This window comes from Pelotomaculum isophthalicicum JI (genome assembly GCF_029478095.1).
Lineage (GTDB): Bacteria > Bacillota > Desulfotomaculia > Desulfotomaculales > Pelotomaculaceae > Pelotomaculum_D > Pelotomaculum_D isophthalicicum.
Genome location: NZ_JAKOAV010000047.1, coordinates 1 through 16,696, shown reverse-complemented (window position 1 = coordinate 16,696; position 16,696 = coordinate 1). Strand labels below are relative to the sequence as shown.

11 protein-coding genes are annotated in these 16,696 nt (G+C 52.1%); 2 read left to right on the top strand and 9 right to left on the bottom strand.

The genetic code is table 11. From position 1 onward, the window contains the following. Positions 1–185 precede the first annotated feature (185 nt). Together L7E55_RS16245 and L7E55_RS16240 are read right to left on the bottom strand one after the other, a co-directional pair. A complete protein-coding gene (locus tag L7E55_RS16245) occupies positions 186–1,292 on the bottom strand; it encodes a TolC family protein (protein WP_277445389.1) in 1,107 nt (368 codons plus the stop codon). Between the two features lie 174 nt (positions 1,293–1,466). Further along, positions 1,467–3,707: a copper amine oxidase N-terminal domain-containing protein gene (locus L7E55_RS16240; protein ID WP_277445392.1), complete on the bottom strand. Its 2,241-nt coding sequence runs from the start codon at positions 3,705–3,707 to the stop codon at positions 1,467–1,469. A gap of 629 nt (positions 3,708–4,336) precedes the next feature. Here L7E55_RS16240 and L7E55_RS16235 point away from each other — a divergent pair. Both L7E55_RS16235 and L7E55_RS16230 read left to right on the top strand, forming a co-directional pair. Next, positions 4,337–4,936: an RNA polymerase sigma factor gene (locus L7E55_RS16235; RefSeq protein WP_277445388.1), complete on the top strand. Its 600-nt coding sequence runs from the start codon at positions 4,337–4,339 to the stop codon at positions 4,934–4,936. Between the two features lie 14 nt (positions 4,937–4,950). Further along, positions 4,951–6,030: a zf-HC2 domain-containing protein gene (locus tag L7E55_RS16230; RefSeq protein WP_277445387.1), complete on the top strand. Its 1,080-nt coding sequence runs from the start codon at positions 4,951–4,953 to the stop codon at positions 6,028–6,030. Positions 6,031–6,036: 6 nt separating this feature from the next. On the opposite strand, the gene L7E55_RS16225 is transcribed toward L7E55_RS16230, so the two are convergent. The 7 genes from L7E55_RS16225 to L7E55_RS16195 form a co-directional block, all read right to left on the bottom strand. Beyond that, the gene (locus tag L7E55_RS16225; RefSeq protein WP_277445386.1) at positions 6,037–7,506 is read right to left on the bottom strand and encodes an S-layer homology domain-containing protein; all 1,470 of its coding nucleotides are present in this window, start codon (positions 7,504–7,506) and stop codon (positions 6,037–6,039) included. Between the two features lie 2 nt (positions 7,507–7,508). Beyond that, positions 7,509–8,648, bottom strand: a complete 1,140-nt coding sequence (locus L7E55_RS16220; RefSeq protein WP_277445391.1) for an outer membrane protein assembly factor BamB family protein — start codon at positions 8,646–8,648, stop codon at positions 7,509–7,511. 24 nt (positions 8,649–8,672) lie between these two features. Beyond that, positions 8,673–12,392 (bottom strand): S8 family serine peptidase, encoded by a 3,720-nt coding sequence (locus L7E55_RS16215; RefSeq protein WP_277445384.1) that lies wholly within the window; start codon positions 12,390–12,392, stop codon positions 8,673–8,675. 169 nt (positions 12,393–12,561) lie between these two features. Then, a complete protein-coding gene (gene mreB / locus L7E55_RS16210; protein WP_277445382.1) occupies positions 12,562–13,563 on the bottom strand; it encodes a rod shape-determining protein in 1,002 nt (333 codons plus the stop codon). 104 nt (positions 13,564–13,667) lie between these two features. Then, positions 13,668–13,934 (bottom strand): sporulation transcriptional regulator SpoIIID, encoded by a 267-nt coding sequence (gene spoIIID / locus L7E55_RS16205; RefSeq protein WP_277445381.1) that lies wholly within the window; start codon positions 13,932–13,934, stop codon positions 13,668–13,670. Between the two features lie 368 nt (positions 13,935–14,302). Next, positions 14,303–15,271, bottom strand: coding sequence for a stage II sporulation protein D (gene spoIID / locus L7E55_RS16200; RefSeq protein WP_277445380.1), 969 nt, complete (start codon positions 15,269–15,271; stop codon positions 14,303–14,305). A 280-nt stretch (positions 15,272–15,551) separates the two neighbouring features. Next, complete coding sequence (locus tag L7E55_RS16195) at positions 15,552–16,334, bottom strand: YwmB family TATA-box binding protein (RefSeq protein ID WP_277445379.1); 783 nt, start codon at positions 16,332–16,334, stop codon at positions 15,552–15,554. Positions 16,335–16,696 lie beyond the last annotated feature (362 nt).

The following is a 16,696-nucleotide window of genomic DNA, read 5'->3' as shown; positions in this document are numbered from 1 at the left end:
TATGTCATATATCGTGTGGCTTCCCTTTTGGTAATCTGCCATATCATTCACCTCATGGATGAATGTTACATCTACCTCTAAGCAGAGTCAATGCTAAAGGCTTTTCGCCTAAAGGCGAAGGTTTTGGGCCTGGTACTTGGAAAATAAAATCGCTAATTGTTTTAAGATTAAGCTAAGTTTCTCCCTTAATCAGTTCCACTCGACGATCCGCCCGAATAAGCCCACGGCTTTTGAAAAGCCAGCTTTAAATAAGCGTGGTTCGCCTTTAGATCCAGTAAACTTTTCTTGGCCTGCACCAGGGCAGACTCCGCCGCGGCCACATCCGCGCGGGTGTTCATGCCGACCTGGTATTTTACATTGGCCACGCGCAGATCTTCCTCCGCTTTTTTCACCGCCTGCTCGGCGGCGGGACTGTTATCTTCAAGTGAACGAATTGAGTAGTATAGATTTCTGGTCAGCAATTCCGCCGCATCCTTAGCGCTCATTGAATCGTATATGGCTTGTTTCACAGCGTCTTCACGCGCTATATACGGATTGTATGACCCTGTATAAAACATGGAATCCTTGGCGTATTCCTGTATTTTTACCTTCTCGGTGGCCAGCCATATGGAAGGGCTGCTGTCGATGGCACGGCTCACGACAACATCGAGGTCAAGGTTCTTTTCCAGTGGCTCTAATTTTAATTCGTCTGTCAAAACAGGGCGATCCTGCGGATTTAAGCCGATAGTTTGATTAAAAGCAACATAATCATTATCAAGGTCGTTTTGCGCCTTGTCTGCGGTCGATTTTGCCGTTGCATACTTGGATTCCGCAGTGATCACGTCACCATCTGAAATCAAGCCCACCCTGCGCTGTGCTCTGGCCTTTTGCAGGTCCAAATCAGCCTGCTTCAAGGCCGCCTTGTCTGCATCCAGCGTGGCTATCGCCTGCTGGATGCCCCAATACTTTTTACAGGTGCTCAGGGCCAGGCTGTCCTGCTGCACTGACAGAGTCTTGTAAGTCATCCGCCAGGTGAGATCGGCTGATACTACATTTGCCCAGGCCCGCTCAGTCGCGGGATCGCCCGGCGGTGTGGAAGGCGTAAAGTGAATACTGTCCGCCGCATCATCCCGCAGTTCCTTGGTCCGGTCAATTTCCACAGTGGCCTTTTTAACCGCGTTACTGTTCGCCAAGGCGCGCGCAATAGCGTCATTCAGTGTCAGCTCCGGCTTGGCCGGATCCGCAGCCAAGGCCGGCATGGCCACCAGTATCGCAAACAGGAATATAGCAATACTTATCAAATACTTCTTCAAACACACCACTCCCGACTCTGTCCAATATTGTTAAGACAGTTAACAATACGCTAACTAAAGTATATTTCCCATCGGACAAAGAGTCAATATGTTTTTGTTCAAAAACGCTAAATTTTCTTTATTAAAAAAAACCGGGTTCCCTGAGGAACCCGGTTTTTTAACTTTTTTTAACTGTTAGTTAACTGTTACAGTCTGGGTCGCATCATCCCAGGTAATATTGCATCCCAGGGCTTGCGCTACCCAGCGGACCGGCAGCATGGTGCGGCCGGGATCCACGATTTCAGGAGCAACGTCCATCGTAATTCCTATGCCGTTGATGTTCAGGATATTGCTACCGATAGTAAGCTTGACCACGGTGCTGTCTTTAATGAGAACGACAGTCTGTTCGTCAGCGTTCCAGATGATGTTGCTGTCGGTAATGCCAACAGCCTGGGCCACAAACCGGACCGGCAGGTAAGTGCGGTCGTTCTTCAGGTAAGGAGCGGCGTCCATGGTTACTTCTTTGCCGTTTAAGGTGAACTTGCTGTCGCCAATCTTGAAGGTGACTTTGTTCTTGGTTGTTGACGGAGCCGGGGTAACGGTCTTGGCAACGTCAACCGTGGCTGCCGTGTCTCTGCCGGAGAAGATCAAACCACAAGCAGCGTTGTCAGGGTTAGCACCACCGGTGGCGTAGAAAGTTCTTCCGCCGGCACCACCCGCTACTATGCTAGGTCCGTATGTGTTGTTAATCTCGTCGACGGCAGCGCCTTTAATTTTTAAGGTGATATAACCCTCTGGCACGGTGCGGTCGATGGTTAAAGCAACATCGGATATTTCGATGGTTGAAGGCTTGGTGCTCTGGCTCTTAATCGGGATGGTCACCGTTCCCTCGTTCTTGGTGATGCTGTCGGTGTAGATGGAGACATCGCCGTCGATCACCTTGACGGTCGGGACTTTAGACCATGTCACGCCGCTCGGGGCAACTATCTTGAGGTCTTTGCCGTTGATCAGCATTTCCTTGGCGCCTTCAACAATCTTGAAGGTGCCGCCGGGCTGGCTCTGCATACCGATGATTACTTCCGGGGTGGTGTCCGCTGTGGCGGTAATGGACTTCGCCGCCTTGGCGATGACGAGCGACTGGTTGTCAACACCGGCACCGTCGACCGTAACCTTGATGTCGCCGGAATAGTCGGCTGCTACGTCAACTTGCACGTTCGTGAACTTGATCTTGCCCTTGGAGCACGGGGGAGTATTGGTAACTGTGAATTTAACCTTGCGGCCGTCGCTGCCAGTCGCGGTAATTGCACCTGCTGTCACAGTACCGGATGTCGAGGGGGCATTCAATGTGGCCCACTTCACGCCATCAGGCAGTTCCATGGTGATGGTGCGTCCGTTCAGGAGACTTGCGGCTGCGCCTTCTTCAATATTGAAGTCGCCGACATCCTGGTTCGTGCGGCCGGGGGTGACATCCTTAGGATCTTTCGCGTTGACCAGCTTGGCGCTGTAGCTCACGTATTCGCCAATGGTCACGGTGGAGACATCAATGCTGCTGGAACCGCTCACGGCCACATCAACTTGGCCGAGCACCGCTTCCGAATCATCCACGCTAACGTCAGCGGCAATCTTGTAGATTGATTTGGTGTCGGTATTTGAAGCTCTGCTAATATTCATAAGTCTAGCATCAGAGCCGTCCTTGGTTGCAGTCAAGTTTTGCCCGACGCCGGTCACGCCAGTGGTAAGGTTGGTGACAGTGCCGTTGTTAGTCCAGGTAATACCTTTCGGGAGCTTTAACTTAACTGACTGAGTCTCGGGAGCAGCGGCGGTACCTTTGATGGCACCGGCCGTATTTTCTTTCAGGTATATTTCAATTTTACCGCCAGTTGTGCCGGCAGTTGTAAATGTAGTGGTGGCGTCGCTCACATAGCAGGAAACCTTGCCGCTGCCGGCGGTGCCGACCACGACTGAGCCAGAGGAGAAGTCACCGGTCAATTTGTCTATTGTTACCTTGACGTCGCCGTCCGCGGAACTGGGAACAGTGACGTTCGGCAATGTAACCATGAGGCGGACATCATAGTCAGCGTCACCTGCACCCGGTACCCGATAACTAACTTTAAATTCGCGGGCGCTCACCCGGGTGATACCTTTGTTTTCAATACTTGTGGCAGGAGAGGCTGCGGTAAAAGCATCTGCTGCAAGGAAGCCTGCTGCTGCTCCTTTACCGTTTTTCACACATGACACAACCGGGCTAGTCCCGGTATTGGTCCAGTCAAGCGCAAAATCTGTCGGTAAAGTTAAAAGGATCGTGCTGTACGTTTGGGCTGAAACTGTCGGGATGTCGATAAGGATCGAGCCCAAGCTCTGTGGAGTATCATTGTTGAGCACGGTGGGCGCGCTCATAACCGAATAGGTGGATGAAGCCGCCGCCGGGCCAGCCATGGGCACCAGCATCGCCACCAAGAAAGACAGGGTCAGTAAGATCGAGACGATCTTTCTGTTTCTTTTGGTTTTCATTATTTCCCTCCTAAAAAATTTTCTTTCTTAAAATAACTGCCTGGGGCCGTTTGCGCGGGCGACGCCCGCCAAGCAACCCTGTGAAGAAACGCTTCCATCCCCCCTTAAAGTAGTATAATAATTAAGTAATCATTGCCGCGACTGTGCTATAAACGCTGCTGCTGCTATGGTCGTCGCCAGTAAAGCGGTAGGCAACGGACAAAGACATATTCTACACCGGCAGACAATTTCCTGCCGGGCAGACTGTCTTTTCCTTTGTTGCGTCCTGATTAGTTAGACAGCCAGTGAGAACCAAAAGTTCCATCCGCGCCTAAAAAAATTTTACCAAATACGACCTTTTGCCATAAAAACATTTTTATATCAATTGACACTACTCAGGCCTCCCTTTATAATTACTGCGAAGCGTCCGGTCTGAGAACGCGTGTGTTACAAAGATTCTTTCAAGAGCCGAATGATTTTTACGAGCCTCCCGCAGCCGGAAGGAACTTTCTCCGGTTTCACTGTGTCTAACAGTTAAACGGGAGGCATTTTGTATCGCAAGAGGTGGGCTTCCCGTGGATGAAACCAGCATATTGGTAAAAAGGGCAAAAGAAAACGACCTTTCCGCTTTTGAAGAACTGGTGCGCATCCACCAGAACAAGGTATACGCGCTCTGCCTGAAGTTCTCGGACAGCCGCGACGACGCCCAGGACCTGGCCCAGGACGCTTTCATCCAGGCGTACAGGGCGCTGGGGAGTTTTCGCAACGAAGCTAATTTCGGTACCTGGTTGCACCGCATCACTGTTAATATATGCCTGAACGCCCGGCGCAAAAACAGGAACGTGCATATTTACCTGGACGAACCGCACCAGAGTGAGAGCGGGGGCGAAATAAGGCATGAGGTGGCCAGCGGGGAAGGCGACCCGCTCCGGGCGCTGGAAGAGAAGGAATTTCGCGGCATAGTGCAGGCGGCGCTGCAAAGTCTCTCGCCGGAACACCGGGCGGTGCTCGTATTGCGGGAGATTGAGGGCTATAGCTATGAGGAAGTTGCCGAAATGCTCGGGTGCTCCCTGGGTACGGTGAAGTCACGGCTCAGCAGGGCCCGGGAGGTTATGCGCCGCCGCATGACTGAACTGACGCAAGAGGCTGGCGAGGATCTGCCAGGCAGGCGATAGAAAAGGTGAGATTGATGGACTGCAGAGAAGCATTGCTGATGATACCGTCCCGCTTGGACGGGGCGCTGACAAAAGAAGAAGAGGACGCGCTGGCAAGACATGTGGCGGGCTGCCAGGCCTGCGCAGGCGAGTTGGCCCTGCAGGAGAGGCTTTCCGGGGCGCTGCGGGCGCTGGGCCGGGAGGAAATACCCGCGCCACCGGCATTACGCGAGCTGGTAATGGCCAAAATACGGGCGGAGCGCCACCGTACCGCGTTAACGTGGCTTCCGGCGGCCTGGCGCAAGCAGGCAGCGGCGGCGGCCGTCGTGTTGCTTATTGCCGGGAGTTCCGCCGGTATCACCATTGGTTTAAAAAACAACGACGCAGGAAAGACGATTGGCCTTGCGCCGAAACAGCCGGCGGCGGATGTCGGCAACGGCGGCGATGTGTCAGCGCCTCCCGCGGGCGGCGGTTACCTCCAGCCGGGTGATCCCGGCCAATTGCCCGAAGGGGCGGGCACTGCGGCTGAACCCCGGGGAGATGGAGCTAGTGAAAGCGTCCCGGGTTATGATAACCCGGGTAACCCCGTTAACGAGCCGGCTGCACCAAAAACAAGCGCGGAAACCGCTGCGAGCGCCGCTCCCGTTACGGCGGCAGGCGGCCATGAAACGCGGGCGCTGTTGAGCAGCAGTGTGAAAGTTGCGCGTAGCCAGTTAAAGATGTCAGTTAACGATTTGAACGAAGCGAGGATCAAGGCTGTTTCGCTGGCGGCCGGAGCCGGGGCGGCAACGCAGGTGTTTCCGGAGCAGGACGGCGACAAAAAAATAGTGCTGATTAGAATCACTTCGTCTTCCGAATGCGCCGCCGACCTGCTCTCCGGGCTGAACGGTCTGGGGACGGTGTTCGACAGACATGACGAGAGCCAGGATATCACTTCCTTATACAATGAGAAACTGGTTCAGCTAAACGACCTGCAGTCACGCATTGGCTCGGTCCAAAGCGGCGCGGAACAGCAGCAAATGGAAGCGCAGATTGCTTCATATAAACAGCAGTTTGACATATGGGAAGAAGAAGCCGGCAAGCATGTAATCATGTTGTGGCTGGAGGGCCGGTAAAAGCATCTATTTTGTTACTTTTATTTCGAGTGCTACTTCATCGTCGATTTCATTGGGCAGAGGATCCAGGTAAGTGATGCTTACGGGGCTGCCCGCCTGTAATTGCACCTGCCGTGTGCCTTCTTTATTTACCAGGCGCGCGTAATCATAATGATTGAACCAGATCGGTTTTTTCCCGGAAGAATCCCCCTCTAAATACAGGCACCCGTTCTCAATCCTGTCCACCTTGCCGGACGTTGTCTTAACATCGAGAAGGGTAGCTTTCCTGACCTTCCCTTTGGACACCTCCACATCCACAAAGTTACCTAGTTTTAAGGAGTTAAAGCCCTTTGTCGCCTTGTTCCCGGTCAGTACTGCGTCCCAGGCCAGCGGCAGGAACAAGTCTTCGGCATACATATTGTTAACGATGATATAATTATCCTCACCCAATACCACCATTTTAACCGATCCTCTTATTTTATCCGTCTGTCCGGAGTCATCTCTTTGTTCCAGTAAGTTGATCCAGCTCACCTGCTTTTGTCCGTCTAAAATTGCCTCGCATTGAAAATTTACAGAATCGGCCAGTGTGCATTTTTCAGCCACGCGGTAGCACTGGACATTACCGGCCGCCTTGAGCTTTTGCGCGCCTGACAGTGAAATAAGCGTTATTTCCTTGCTTCCCTTATTATCATCAACAGCGGAAATCCATCCCGCAAGGTGGCGGCCGGCGGGGAGCTTAACCCACCCCCGGTCTACCAATCTGCTTAGAATTACCGCCATTTCAGCCCGGGTTAAAGATTCCCGCGGCCGGAAAGTGCCGTCCGGGTAGCCGGACATGACGTCAGCGTAGGCAACCGCCGCGATGAAGGTCTTTTCCGCAGGCTTCAGCGCGTCCAGGTCAGAAAAGGTCTTGGCGTAAACCGCGTCTGCCACTGATTTTATTTCAGCCATTGCTGAATCAGCTCCAGTGACAGGTGGCACAAGGTACATGGCCCGCGCCAAGAGTTCCGCCACCTCAAGCCGGGTGGCGGGTCCGTCGAAATCGTAGTCCCCCGGGCTGTCCGGCGTAAGAAAACCTTTTCTCACTGCCAGGTCGATGTAGGACTGCCCCCACGGCACTCTGGGTATTTGTTTTGCTGCCGTGCTGCTGGTTGATTTCTTGTCATTCTTATTATTAGTTTTTGCTGCCGCTTTTTCAGCCTCCGCAGTAAAACCGCCTGAACGGACGATCAGCACTGCCGTTTCCAGCCGGCTTACCAGCTGGTCGGGCTTAAAAGTATGATCGGGATAACCTTTAACCAGTTCCAGCGCGTACAAGCGGGAAATATCTTTCTGGGCCCAGTGGCTGTTTATATCTACAAAACCCACGGTATCTTTAACCGGCGCCGCGAGGGCCGGGGACCAGCTGCACCAGAAACAAGATAATAGAATTAACAGAAGATTGCTTAATAAACATAAGATATAACGGCATCCCTTACGCTTTCTTTCAATGCCCATCTTTAGCCTCCATCGGATTCAGGCGCTTCATCTTTGATTTTATATATGCTCCCTGCTTCCGTCACCACATACAGGTACCCATCCGGTCCGACCATAGGCCGCATGGATACCTTGCCGTCCAGGGTAAGATTCCAGTCCAGCCGCCCTTCCGTGTTCAACGCCAGCAAGCGTTTATCTTCCGTTCCCAGGTAATAACGCATGTTGTTTTCATCCACGGACGGCCGGGAAATAGCCTTGGGTAAAGGTTCATACCAAGCTTCCGTACCGTCATCCTGATTCAAGGCGTAAAGTTTTTCGTCAGCGCAAAAGTACAACAAGCCATCTTCGGAAGGAGTGGGGGCCGTCAGATCGACACACCCCATTGCATAGCTCCACAGGGGGCTGCCGTCGCCGTCGCTTTCAAAAGCATAAACCGTGCCTTTGTAATAGTCGTCTGTTCTTTTCGGATTGACGGTTGCGTAAACGCGGCCGTTACCGCCTACGACCAGATTGGCTTGTTTAATTTCACCAAGGGAGTAGCGCCAGCGGATTTTCCCCCCTTCGCCAAATGCCATCAAGGTATACCCTTCTTTTTTCTTACCGATGATGACGAATACAGCCTGGTCGTTTCCGACGCTCGCCAGGATTTCCCAATCGGTTTCTAACTGGGTGCTGGCATTATACACCTGGTCCCATTGCGTGATCATCCACTTGTAGTGCCCCGCGGTGTCAACGGCATACAGCCCTGTCGGCAACTGCATGTATAACAGGTTCCCGGGACCGGTGGTCAGCAACGCCGCCGCTTTGCTGCTGCCCTGATATACTTTGAAACTCCACCCTTTGCTGCCGTTTAATTTAACCTCCTGGATCAAGGCATTACCAGGAATAAAAATAGACCCGCGCGCATCAAACACCGGACATCCTGACTTACTGCCGTCCGGTAAATCACTCTCCCATAATTTATTGCCGTTCTCATCCACCGCTATCAATTTATTCCCGCAAAGCGCGTAAAGCAGGCCGTTAGGTCCCAGCTGCAGTTCGGACGTCAGTTTGCCTATTTTGGCAACATGCCAAACAACATGCGGTGACCACTCACCAAGGCACTCGGCAGGCGCTCCGGCAGCAAAAAGTAATAATGACAGCGCAATGGCTGATATAATCATGCGGCGCAAAAGAACATCCCACCTTTACGTCATAACACTAGCTGCCCAGTATCGCTGGCAAACATCCAGCAGCTTTGTCAAAATAATGGCCATATCACCGGCTGTGATCGGGTCTCCCGGCGCGAAGGCTCCGTCCGGGCTGCCATGAAAAAGACCGGCGGCAGTTGTTACGGCAACCGCCTTGGCAGCCCAGGCGGGTATTTTATCTGCATCCGCGTAAGATAGCAGCGGATCCCACTTGATTTCAACGCCGACATCTTGCAGGATAGCCGCGAGGATCACTGCGGCGTCATCCCGGCTCAGCGCGCCATATGGTTGGAAGCTGCCGTCAGGATAACCGCAGATTATGCCACGCGCTCGCGCTTCAGCCACAATGGGACGCAACTCTACAGGTATATCCCCCGCATCTTTGAAAGGCAAGGGCAAATCGCTGGTTTCCGGCCATTGCAGAAGCCGTGCCAATATGGCGGCAACCTCAACCCGCGTCAACGGAACCTCGGAAAAACTACGCGCTTCACCGCCCGGCTCTATGCCAGCTACCGCTTGCTCCAGTACATCTGTGACGATTCTCGCGGCGGGGACATCTCTACCGCTGCTGCTGCCGCTGTCTGGAAAGTTCACCTTCCTGCCGCAGATCCCTCCCGTTTGACTGTCTACGGCCACAAGAGTTAAATTATACTGATCTTTTATGTCTTTTTTAAAAAAGTAAGTAAATCTACCCGACACGTCTAAGGTAATTGTTTGCTTGAAGCCCTCTTGCCCCCACATGTAAACTATGGTATTGGCGCCTGCCCTGCCGGTTATCACCAAGCGGCCCTGAAGCTGGATTGCTGAGACAAATAGCACTGGCGGTGAAGCGGTAGAACGAGCATTCACCGACACTAGTACATTCCCGGTTGGCGGAGGGGCAGACGCATACTCTAATTCAACCTGCTCGCCAGGAAGAAGATCTCCCGGCAACACCAGGTAACCGTTTTTATAAAAACGGGTTAAACCGGATGACCGGTACTGCTCACCACCCTTAGTGCTGATTATACCTTCAGCTTGATTATATTCTGCAAATGTACTCTTATCAAAAAAAGTTTCTCCTATATCCAGCCGCCATATTTCCTTCCCGTCCTGGTCAGTTGTGACCCTGACCCAACGCCCGGCAGCTATAACGTCATCTGATGTCCTGACCCCCCAGCGGTAGATGACTGCATCAGGAGGCAGATAGAAGGACCTGTAGCAATTGTTATTATCCAGCAGGTAAAACATTCTGTCTTTCTTTGTAAAATCAATTGTCTTCCCGTATAGAACATTGCTGAATGCCACCAAGCCTATAGCCTGCCCGGTACTCGGCAGTAGTACCGCTGTTACATGGTCCCCCTGCTTGATCACATCGAAGCTGGAATTCTCTCTGTCTCTCTTTACCGCTGCGCCCGGGAAGATCCGGACGGAAGTCCCGTTCTCCATCTGGATTTCGCTACTGGAAGCGATAGTTTCACGTACCGTGCCGAGGGCCACCTGCCGCTTAACAGCAAGGTACTGCACCTCGCCGCTGGACGGCGCCAAGTACAGGCGCACCGGCATACCAGGCAGGGCCTCTGCCAGTTCATCCAGAGCGCCGGTGCCAAAGGGCATGTCCGCTGTCTCCACACTTTGATAATTATCCTCGAAAGAACAAGCGACATCACTGGATAACCGGTATGATCCCCCGTTTCCCATGAGGGTTATTTCTTTTTGTCCGTCTTGATCATGTAACGTCGAGACAACACCTTCACGTTCTATATAAGCTGCACGAACCCGCCGGATTTTCTGGTCAACCGGGTTGAGCACGGCGTTTACCTCCACTCCCGGCGGCAGTTTATCCGTCGTTACAGGTTGGTTGTTCAATACTATTATTCCGGTATCCCCGGCCAGACTGTAGCCACCCGACCTGGCAGCCGGGTTGATTTCCGTAAAGACAGCCCCTTCTGCCGTATTGAGCGCTTTCACCCCGGTGGCACGCCACAAGCGGGCTATCAGGTAGATTCGCTGAGAAGTCCGGTAAGCTTCCGCCCCGGGGAAAAAGTGGCCAGCATCTACGGGGGCAATATTCTCATTAACGAGGTTTACCACCGGCAGAGCGGCCGGGCTGAACGAGGTACCGTCCACCAGTTTGATTGAACGCTCGCCGACACTCTCCACTATATCTTCGGCAGGTGTCTGACCCCAGACCAGGGCGTAATCCTGTGCGGCAACGGCACTGCCGCTTACAGTATTTCTGCGTACATTCACACCGGTTACCTTTACCGTATAATCCCCGGGCACCGATGACTGCAGGTAAACCTGCTCCACGTTGTTTGTCCTGTCCGGTATGTTATTACCTAGGAAATGGTTGCCGTAATAAACCCTGCCGTCAGGCGTCCGGACGAGCAGGTCGAGATCGTTCACCAACGCCTGCGCGCTGCCCGGTTCAGCCGGAGGATCGGTCCATGTCAGGGTGGCTTTAAAAGGAGACGCGTTATCAGTAACATGGATAGTATATGACACTTCGTTTCCCTGAGACACCCCGGCCAACTCGTCGGCCACCTTGAAGGAGTTTTCCTTCAGAGCAATTGTGGTACCTGCCAGGTCTATTACCCCGAAACCTTCTTTCGAAGGGCTACCTGTCATGGGACGTGATCCGTTGATCAGCGCCGCCTTGACCAAGGCTGCCGATGGGTTCGTTATATTCATATTCTTCTCAAAATATTCCCGCAAAAGGGTTGCCGAGCCGCCTGCAACGGCGGCGGCCATGCTTGTCCCCTGCATGCGCGTGTATTCCGGGTATCCCGGCAGATTGCCCTCGACCATACGTGAACGGGCGGAAATTACCGCGGAAGCTGGAGCGAGAAGTTCGGGCTTAATTCGCCCGTCCCCGGCCGGTCCGCATGAAGAAAAATCTGCAACAGCCGCGGTATTGTCCGTGCCGGGTACGAAGGCCGGCCGGGGCAGCACGGAAGCGCCGACGGACAGGGCGTTTTTGCTGTTAGCCTCAGTGGTGACAGTCCCGGAAGACGGCCCGTTGTTGCCGGCGCCGAAGACCGCGAGGAAGTCGGGGTGATTACGTACAAAATCGTCTGTCTGCGCGGCCGACTCCTGGTAGACATCAGGACCGCCGCCCCAGCCGTCTACATGAACCCGCGCGCCTGCCGAGTAAGCGGGCAAGAATAGATCGGCCAGGTTGGCCGGGAGTTCCGGTTCACCATCCTTGTTTAGGATTCCCTGAAAATAAATACTGGCACCCGGCGCCACACCGCGGAATTTTCCATTGGAAGCGGCGCCCGTCCCCGCGACGGTGGCTGCCATATGGGTGCCATGCCCGTTTGGATCATCCGGAACGTCCCGCCCGGCCCACGACTTCAAAAACACTACCTTGGGCATTTTGCCGGGCGTGCTTTGCAGGTCGGGGTGCAAGTCATTTATATTGCCCGTGTCCAGACCGCTGTCGGCAATGGCTACAATCTGGCCTTCTCCGGTAAGTCCTCCCGACACAATAAATCCCGGCGCATTTACCGCTGACGCGCCGGTGATGTCCCTGGCGCGGTCGTTGAGAAAAGAAACATTACATGTATCACTAATTTCTCTTTGATACTTGGTGTCTTTGAACAACGAAGAAAAACCAAGGTGGTTTTGATAACAAAACAATGAGGTTAATATGAAAACAACAAAAAAAGCCAAGCAAGCTCTAATAACTGAAAAACCAGTTAAACCCCTGCGGGACAGTAAGCTACAACGCATGAGGAACCCCCTGGACGACTTAATGGAAATGTGGTGTATTTTTTTCGATTATTTAACTCATTCGACAACTCTTGAGAATTTCCTGTTAAATTTGAAAATTAGTTAATTAAGTGAATAAAAAATTTTAGCAAGTCAGGGGGGAATCTCCAGTATTAGTTTTTTTCTTTTGTCACATCCGCGGCAAACTGCCAATCATTGATAGAGCTTTGCCGGTACCCCTGGCGACACAGGAGAGCGGGTCTTCCGCGATATATACGGGCAGGCCGGTTTCTTTGCTAAGCAACTGATCGATCCCGTGCAACAGCACGCCCCCGCCGGTCATGATAATGCCCTTGTTGATAACGTCGGCAGCCAACTCTGGCGACGTGCGTTCCAGCACATCTTTAACAGCGCCCACTATCAAATCAAGTGGTTCCTTGATTGCTTCATGCACCTGGCAGCGGTTGACCATAATCGCCTTAGGCAGCCCTGAAACCATGTCACGACCTTTTATTTCCATAGATTGTTCCTCCGTGCCGAACGGGTATGCGCTGCCTATGCCAATTTTAAGCTCCTCCGCGGTGCGTTCACCAATAACTAAACTGTTCTCTTTGCGAATATATTTCACAATCGCCTCGTCAAGCTTGTCCCCGCCAATTCGCAGTGAGTTGCTGCAGACAATGCCGCCGAGCGATATTACCGCGATGTCAGTAGTTCCGCCGCCGATATCGACGACCATTGAGCCGCTCGGCTGAAAAACATCCAGGCCCGCTCCCAGAGCGGCGGCAAAGGGTTCTTCAATCAGGTGCGCCGTTTTAGCTCCGGCCTGGACGGCGGCCTGGCGCACCGCCCGCAGTTCCACTCCGGTAACAGCGGAAGGGATACAGACCATCACACGGGGGCGGAACAGCAATTTTTGTCCGCCGTCGGCCTTGCCGATAAAGTAGCGGAGCATCTTCTCCGTAACTGTGTAGTCGGCAATCACACCGTCGCGCAACGGCCGGATGGCGACAATATTGCCGGGAGTGCGCCCCAGCATCCGGCGCGCTTCGGAGCCCACGGCGATGACCCGGCCGCTGTCCCTTTCCACCGCCACTACAGATGGCTCCTGCAAAACAATTCCTTTTCCCCTCACGTAAACCAGCACGTTTGCCGTGCCCAGATCTAAACCGATATCACTGCCGCCAAGCATCAGCTTGTCCCCTTTCAGGACTGGTAAAAGTATTGCCTGTCCAATATTATTTCTTATGATTACAAATAACGGTATAATATTCTACTTCGAACGACAAAATCCTGTTACTTTTGCGGCTGTCCGTGCAAATCTTTGTACTTTCTGCGTGTGGCTTCCCCACCCCTGAGGTGCCGCTCCGCTTTGTTGTATTCAAGAATGTTCTTTATTTCCCGGGCAAGCTGCTTGTTGAGAGAGGGCAGACGCTCTGTCATATCTTTATGTACCGTGCTTTTGCTTACCTGAAACACCTGGGCGGCCCGCCTGACCGTGGCCTGGGACTCCAGGATGTAATCGCAGATATCGAGTACCCGCTTTTGAATATAATCCTGCATCGCCCTACCTCCTGTATCAGTCGTCGGTCGACAGACATCAGACGTTGGTAATAAAGTTAGAAACCTTGTGTCTGTGTCCGTCTTCCTTCGTTAGTTAATGTATATGCAGATGTAGGGCGGAAATGTTAAGGTAAAAAATAACAACCCGCTTACGCGGGTTTGAGTAGTCAGAATTCAGTAGTCAGTATTCAGTAGAAAGAATTTAAAATGCCACAAGTATATGCCTTCAGCAATTAACTAACCCCTTGCCAAAAGTTCTTTTTCGAGGAATGGGGATAAACCCCTCCTTAAAGCCTGTCTTTGGTGTCGGAGGAATGTCCCCAGACTCTCACACTTTCTCATTTTTACTACTGATTACTGAATACTGACTACTGACTACTGGTTTTATAAGTCGTTATCTCTGCGCCGCTGTAATAGTGGCTTAGAATAACGCGGTAATTGTAGCCATGTTCAGCCATCCCCTTGGCGCCGTACTGGCACATCCCCACCCCGTGGCCATTGCCGGTTGTGGTAAAGGTGAGGGTGCCACTGTTCACCGTCCAGGTAAAGTTGGTGGAGCGAAGGCCGAGCAAGTCTCTTACGGCGACTGCGGAAAACTGCTTGCCATCGATGAGCAGGCTTTTGGGCCTGCCCGTACTTGTTTTTTCAATTAATTTTATCGCTGCGGAAGCATTTTTGCCGGTAACCGGGACCGCGTTCAGGCTGGTGCCCAAAGCCCGGTCAACCTGCTCCAGGCTGAAATTGGCGGTCTGAACGGGCTGCGGGTTCGCGTCATAAGGACAAGGAACGCTTCGCAGATAGGGAACCTGAAATTGCCAAACATCCTCAGAGTTCTCTGTTCTGCCGCCGCAGGAGGAGTGATAGGCCGGATCAATCAATTCGCCGTTCCATGTCAGAACCTGACCGGATGTCTCGTCCACCGCTTTTTTAACTTTATAATAGTAATTATAATAATGCATGATTCCCCACCGGTTTTTCAAATCCTCTCTGGAGAGCCAGGCTTGCCCGTGCGTAGGGTCATCGCATACATCGGCGCCTGAGTGCAGCGGATTGGCCACACCACCGGCGCCCATTCGCTTAACTACATAGGTCCTGGCTGCGACTGCCTGCGCTTTTAGCGCATCAAGAGGAAATTCCGCCGGCATTTCAGCCGCGACCACCCCAATCAGGTAATCTTCCAATTGCAACGGTTGTATCTTATTTTCCTTATGTATGTACAGCCTGACTATGGTCACGCCCGGGAAAAATTTAGCCGGGATTTGCCTGTCCGCCAGATAGGGAATTGCTAAAACCAGGGCAGTGATTAGAAGCACCGCGCCAATCAACAGCTTGCGCAAAAAGAACACCTTCTCCTTAAGGGTACTACTTAGGGGTCAGTATTCAGTAATCAGTAGTCAGTAGTCAGTAGTCAGTAGAAAAAAATTAGAATAAATCAGAGAAATATACTTCCAGTAATAAATTAATCTCGTGCAGATGTAGTTAGAATCCTTATAAGAATATTGATATTAAACACAAGCCGAATGAGTGGACCTTCTACCAGGCTGATAAGTCTTCGAATATTCTCGCCGGTTCTTTTATTCTGACTACTGACTCCTGACTCCTGACTTTATTATATTTCTAATATTCCGTAAGAATAACCGGCGACGCTACATAAATTAGCGCGCCGTGGGAGGATGGACTGCGTCGTATCGCCACATTCAGGTTAACTTCTTTCCCTGCATAGCGCAGGTCACGTGAAAATCGCGCACTATAACCTGTCAGGCTGACCAGATTGTCTTTAGCGACTCTCTCTTGAACAACCGCGCCTGCGCCACTCATCAATTCCTCCGCGCGGGCTGTCAGTTCCTCATCACTCAGATCCTTCTCGAGCCAGCCGGAAAGAGAAACAGCTACACGCTCATCTTTACCGCACTGACTTAAAGCTTGTCCTATCCGCTTTTTGTAAGTTCGCACCTTTCTATAATCCCCCGCCGCCAGATTGACCATGATGTGCGATACAACATTCCCCTCCGGATATTCCATTATCTGTCCGAGCACGGAAACCGGGCTGCCGTCAGGCAACGCTCCTGTTATCTCGCTGCCTCGGGCATACGCGTTTTGCCAGTTTTCCGTTTTACAGGCAGCTACGTTCAAGCCCAGCAGACCGGCGGCCAGACTGGCTATTTCTTCCGGCTCATTCACACCTGACGCAGAATTGTCAACTTTCACCCAACCGGTTACGTGGGTGGTTTTGAGGTCAGCTCCAGATGACTTCAGAATGTTCAGCAACAGTGTTTCTTCACTGTTTATGTTAACCAGCTTTTGGCCTGCCGGTGTTAGGAGCAAAAACAAGATAATTAAGGACAGCCCAACAAGTACTCCAAAAACCGTCAATAATTTTCTTTGTTCATTAACGGGCATAATTTCCTCCAATTTAACAGAAAATCCTACACCCTATTATTGCCATATATTACCTGGCGCATACTATATGTAAATTATACTTGCCACCAGTGCTCTTAACAAGCAATTACGAAATATGTGCCGATATCTATCCCCAACGCTATGAGTCAGGGGACTGAGTCAGGGGAGTCAGGGGACTGACTCACCCTGGCATTTAATGACCTGTGGTCTATACCGGAAGCGATTATATGCTCATAATCGAGTAAGGTAATGCTGCAGTAATTTTCTGCAGCATTATCCTTCTCACAGAACCGGACGTACGGGCCTCGTATCCGGCTCCTGATAAACCTCAGTCACTTCTCCCAAAAGTGATGCAAAATGCC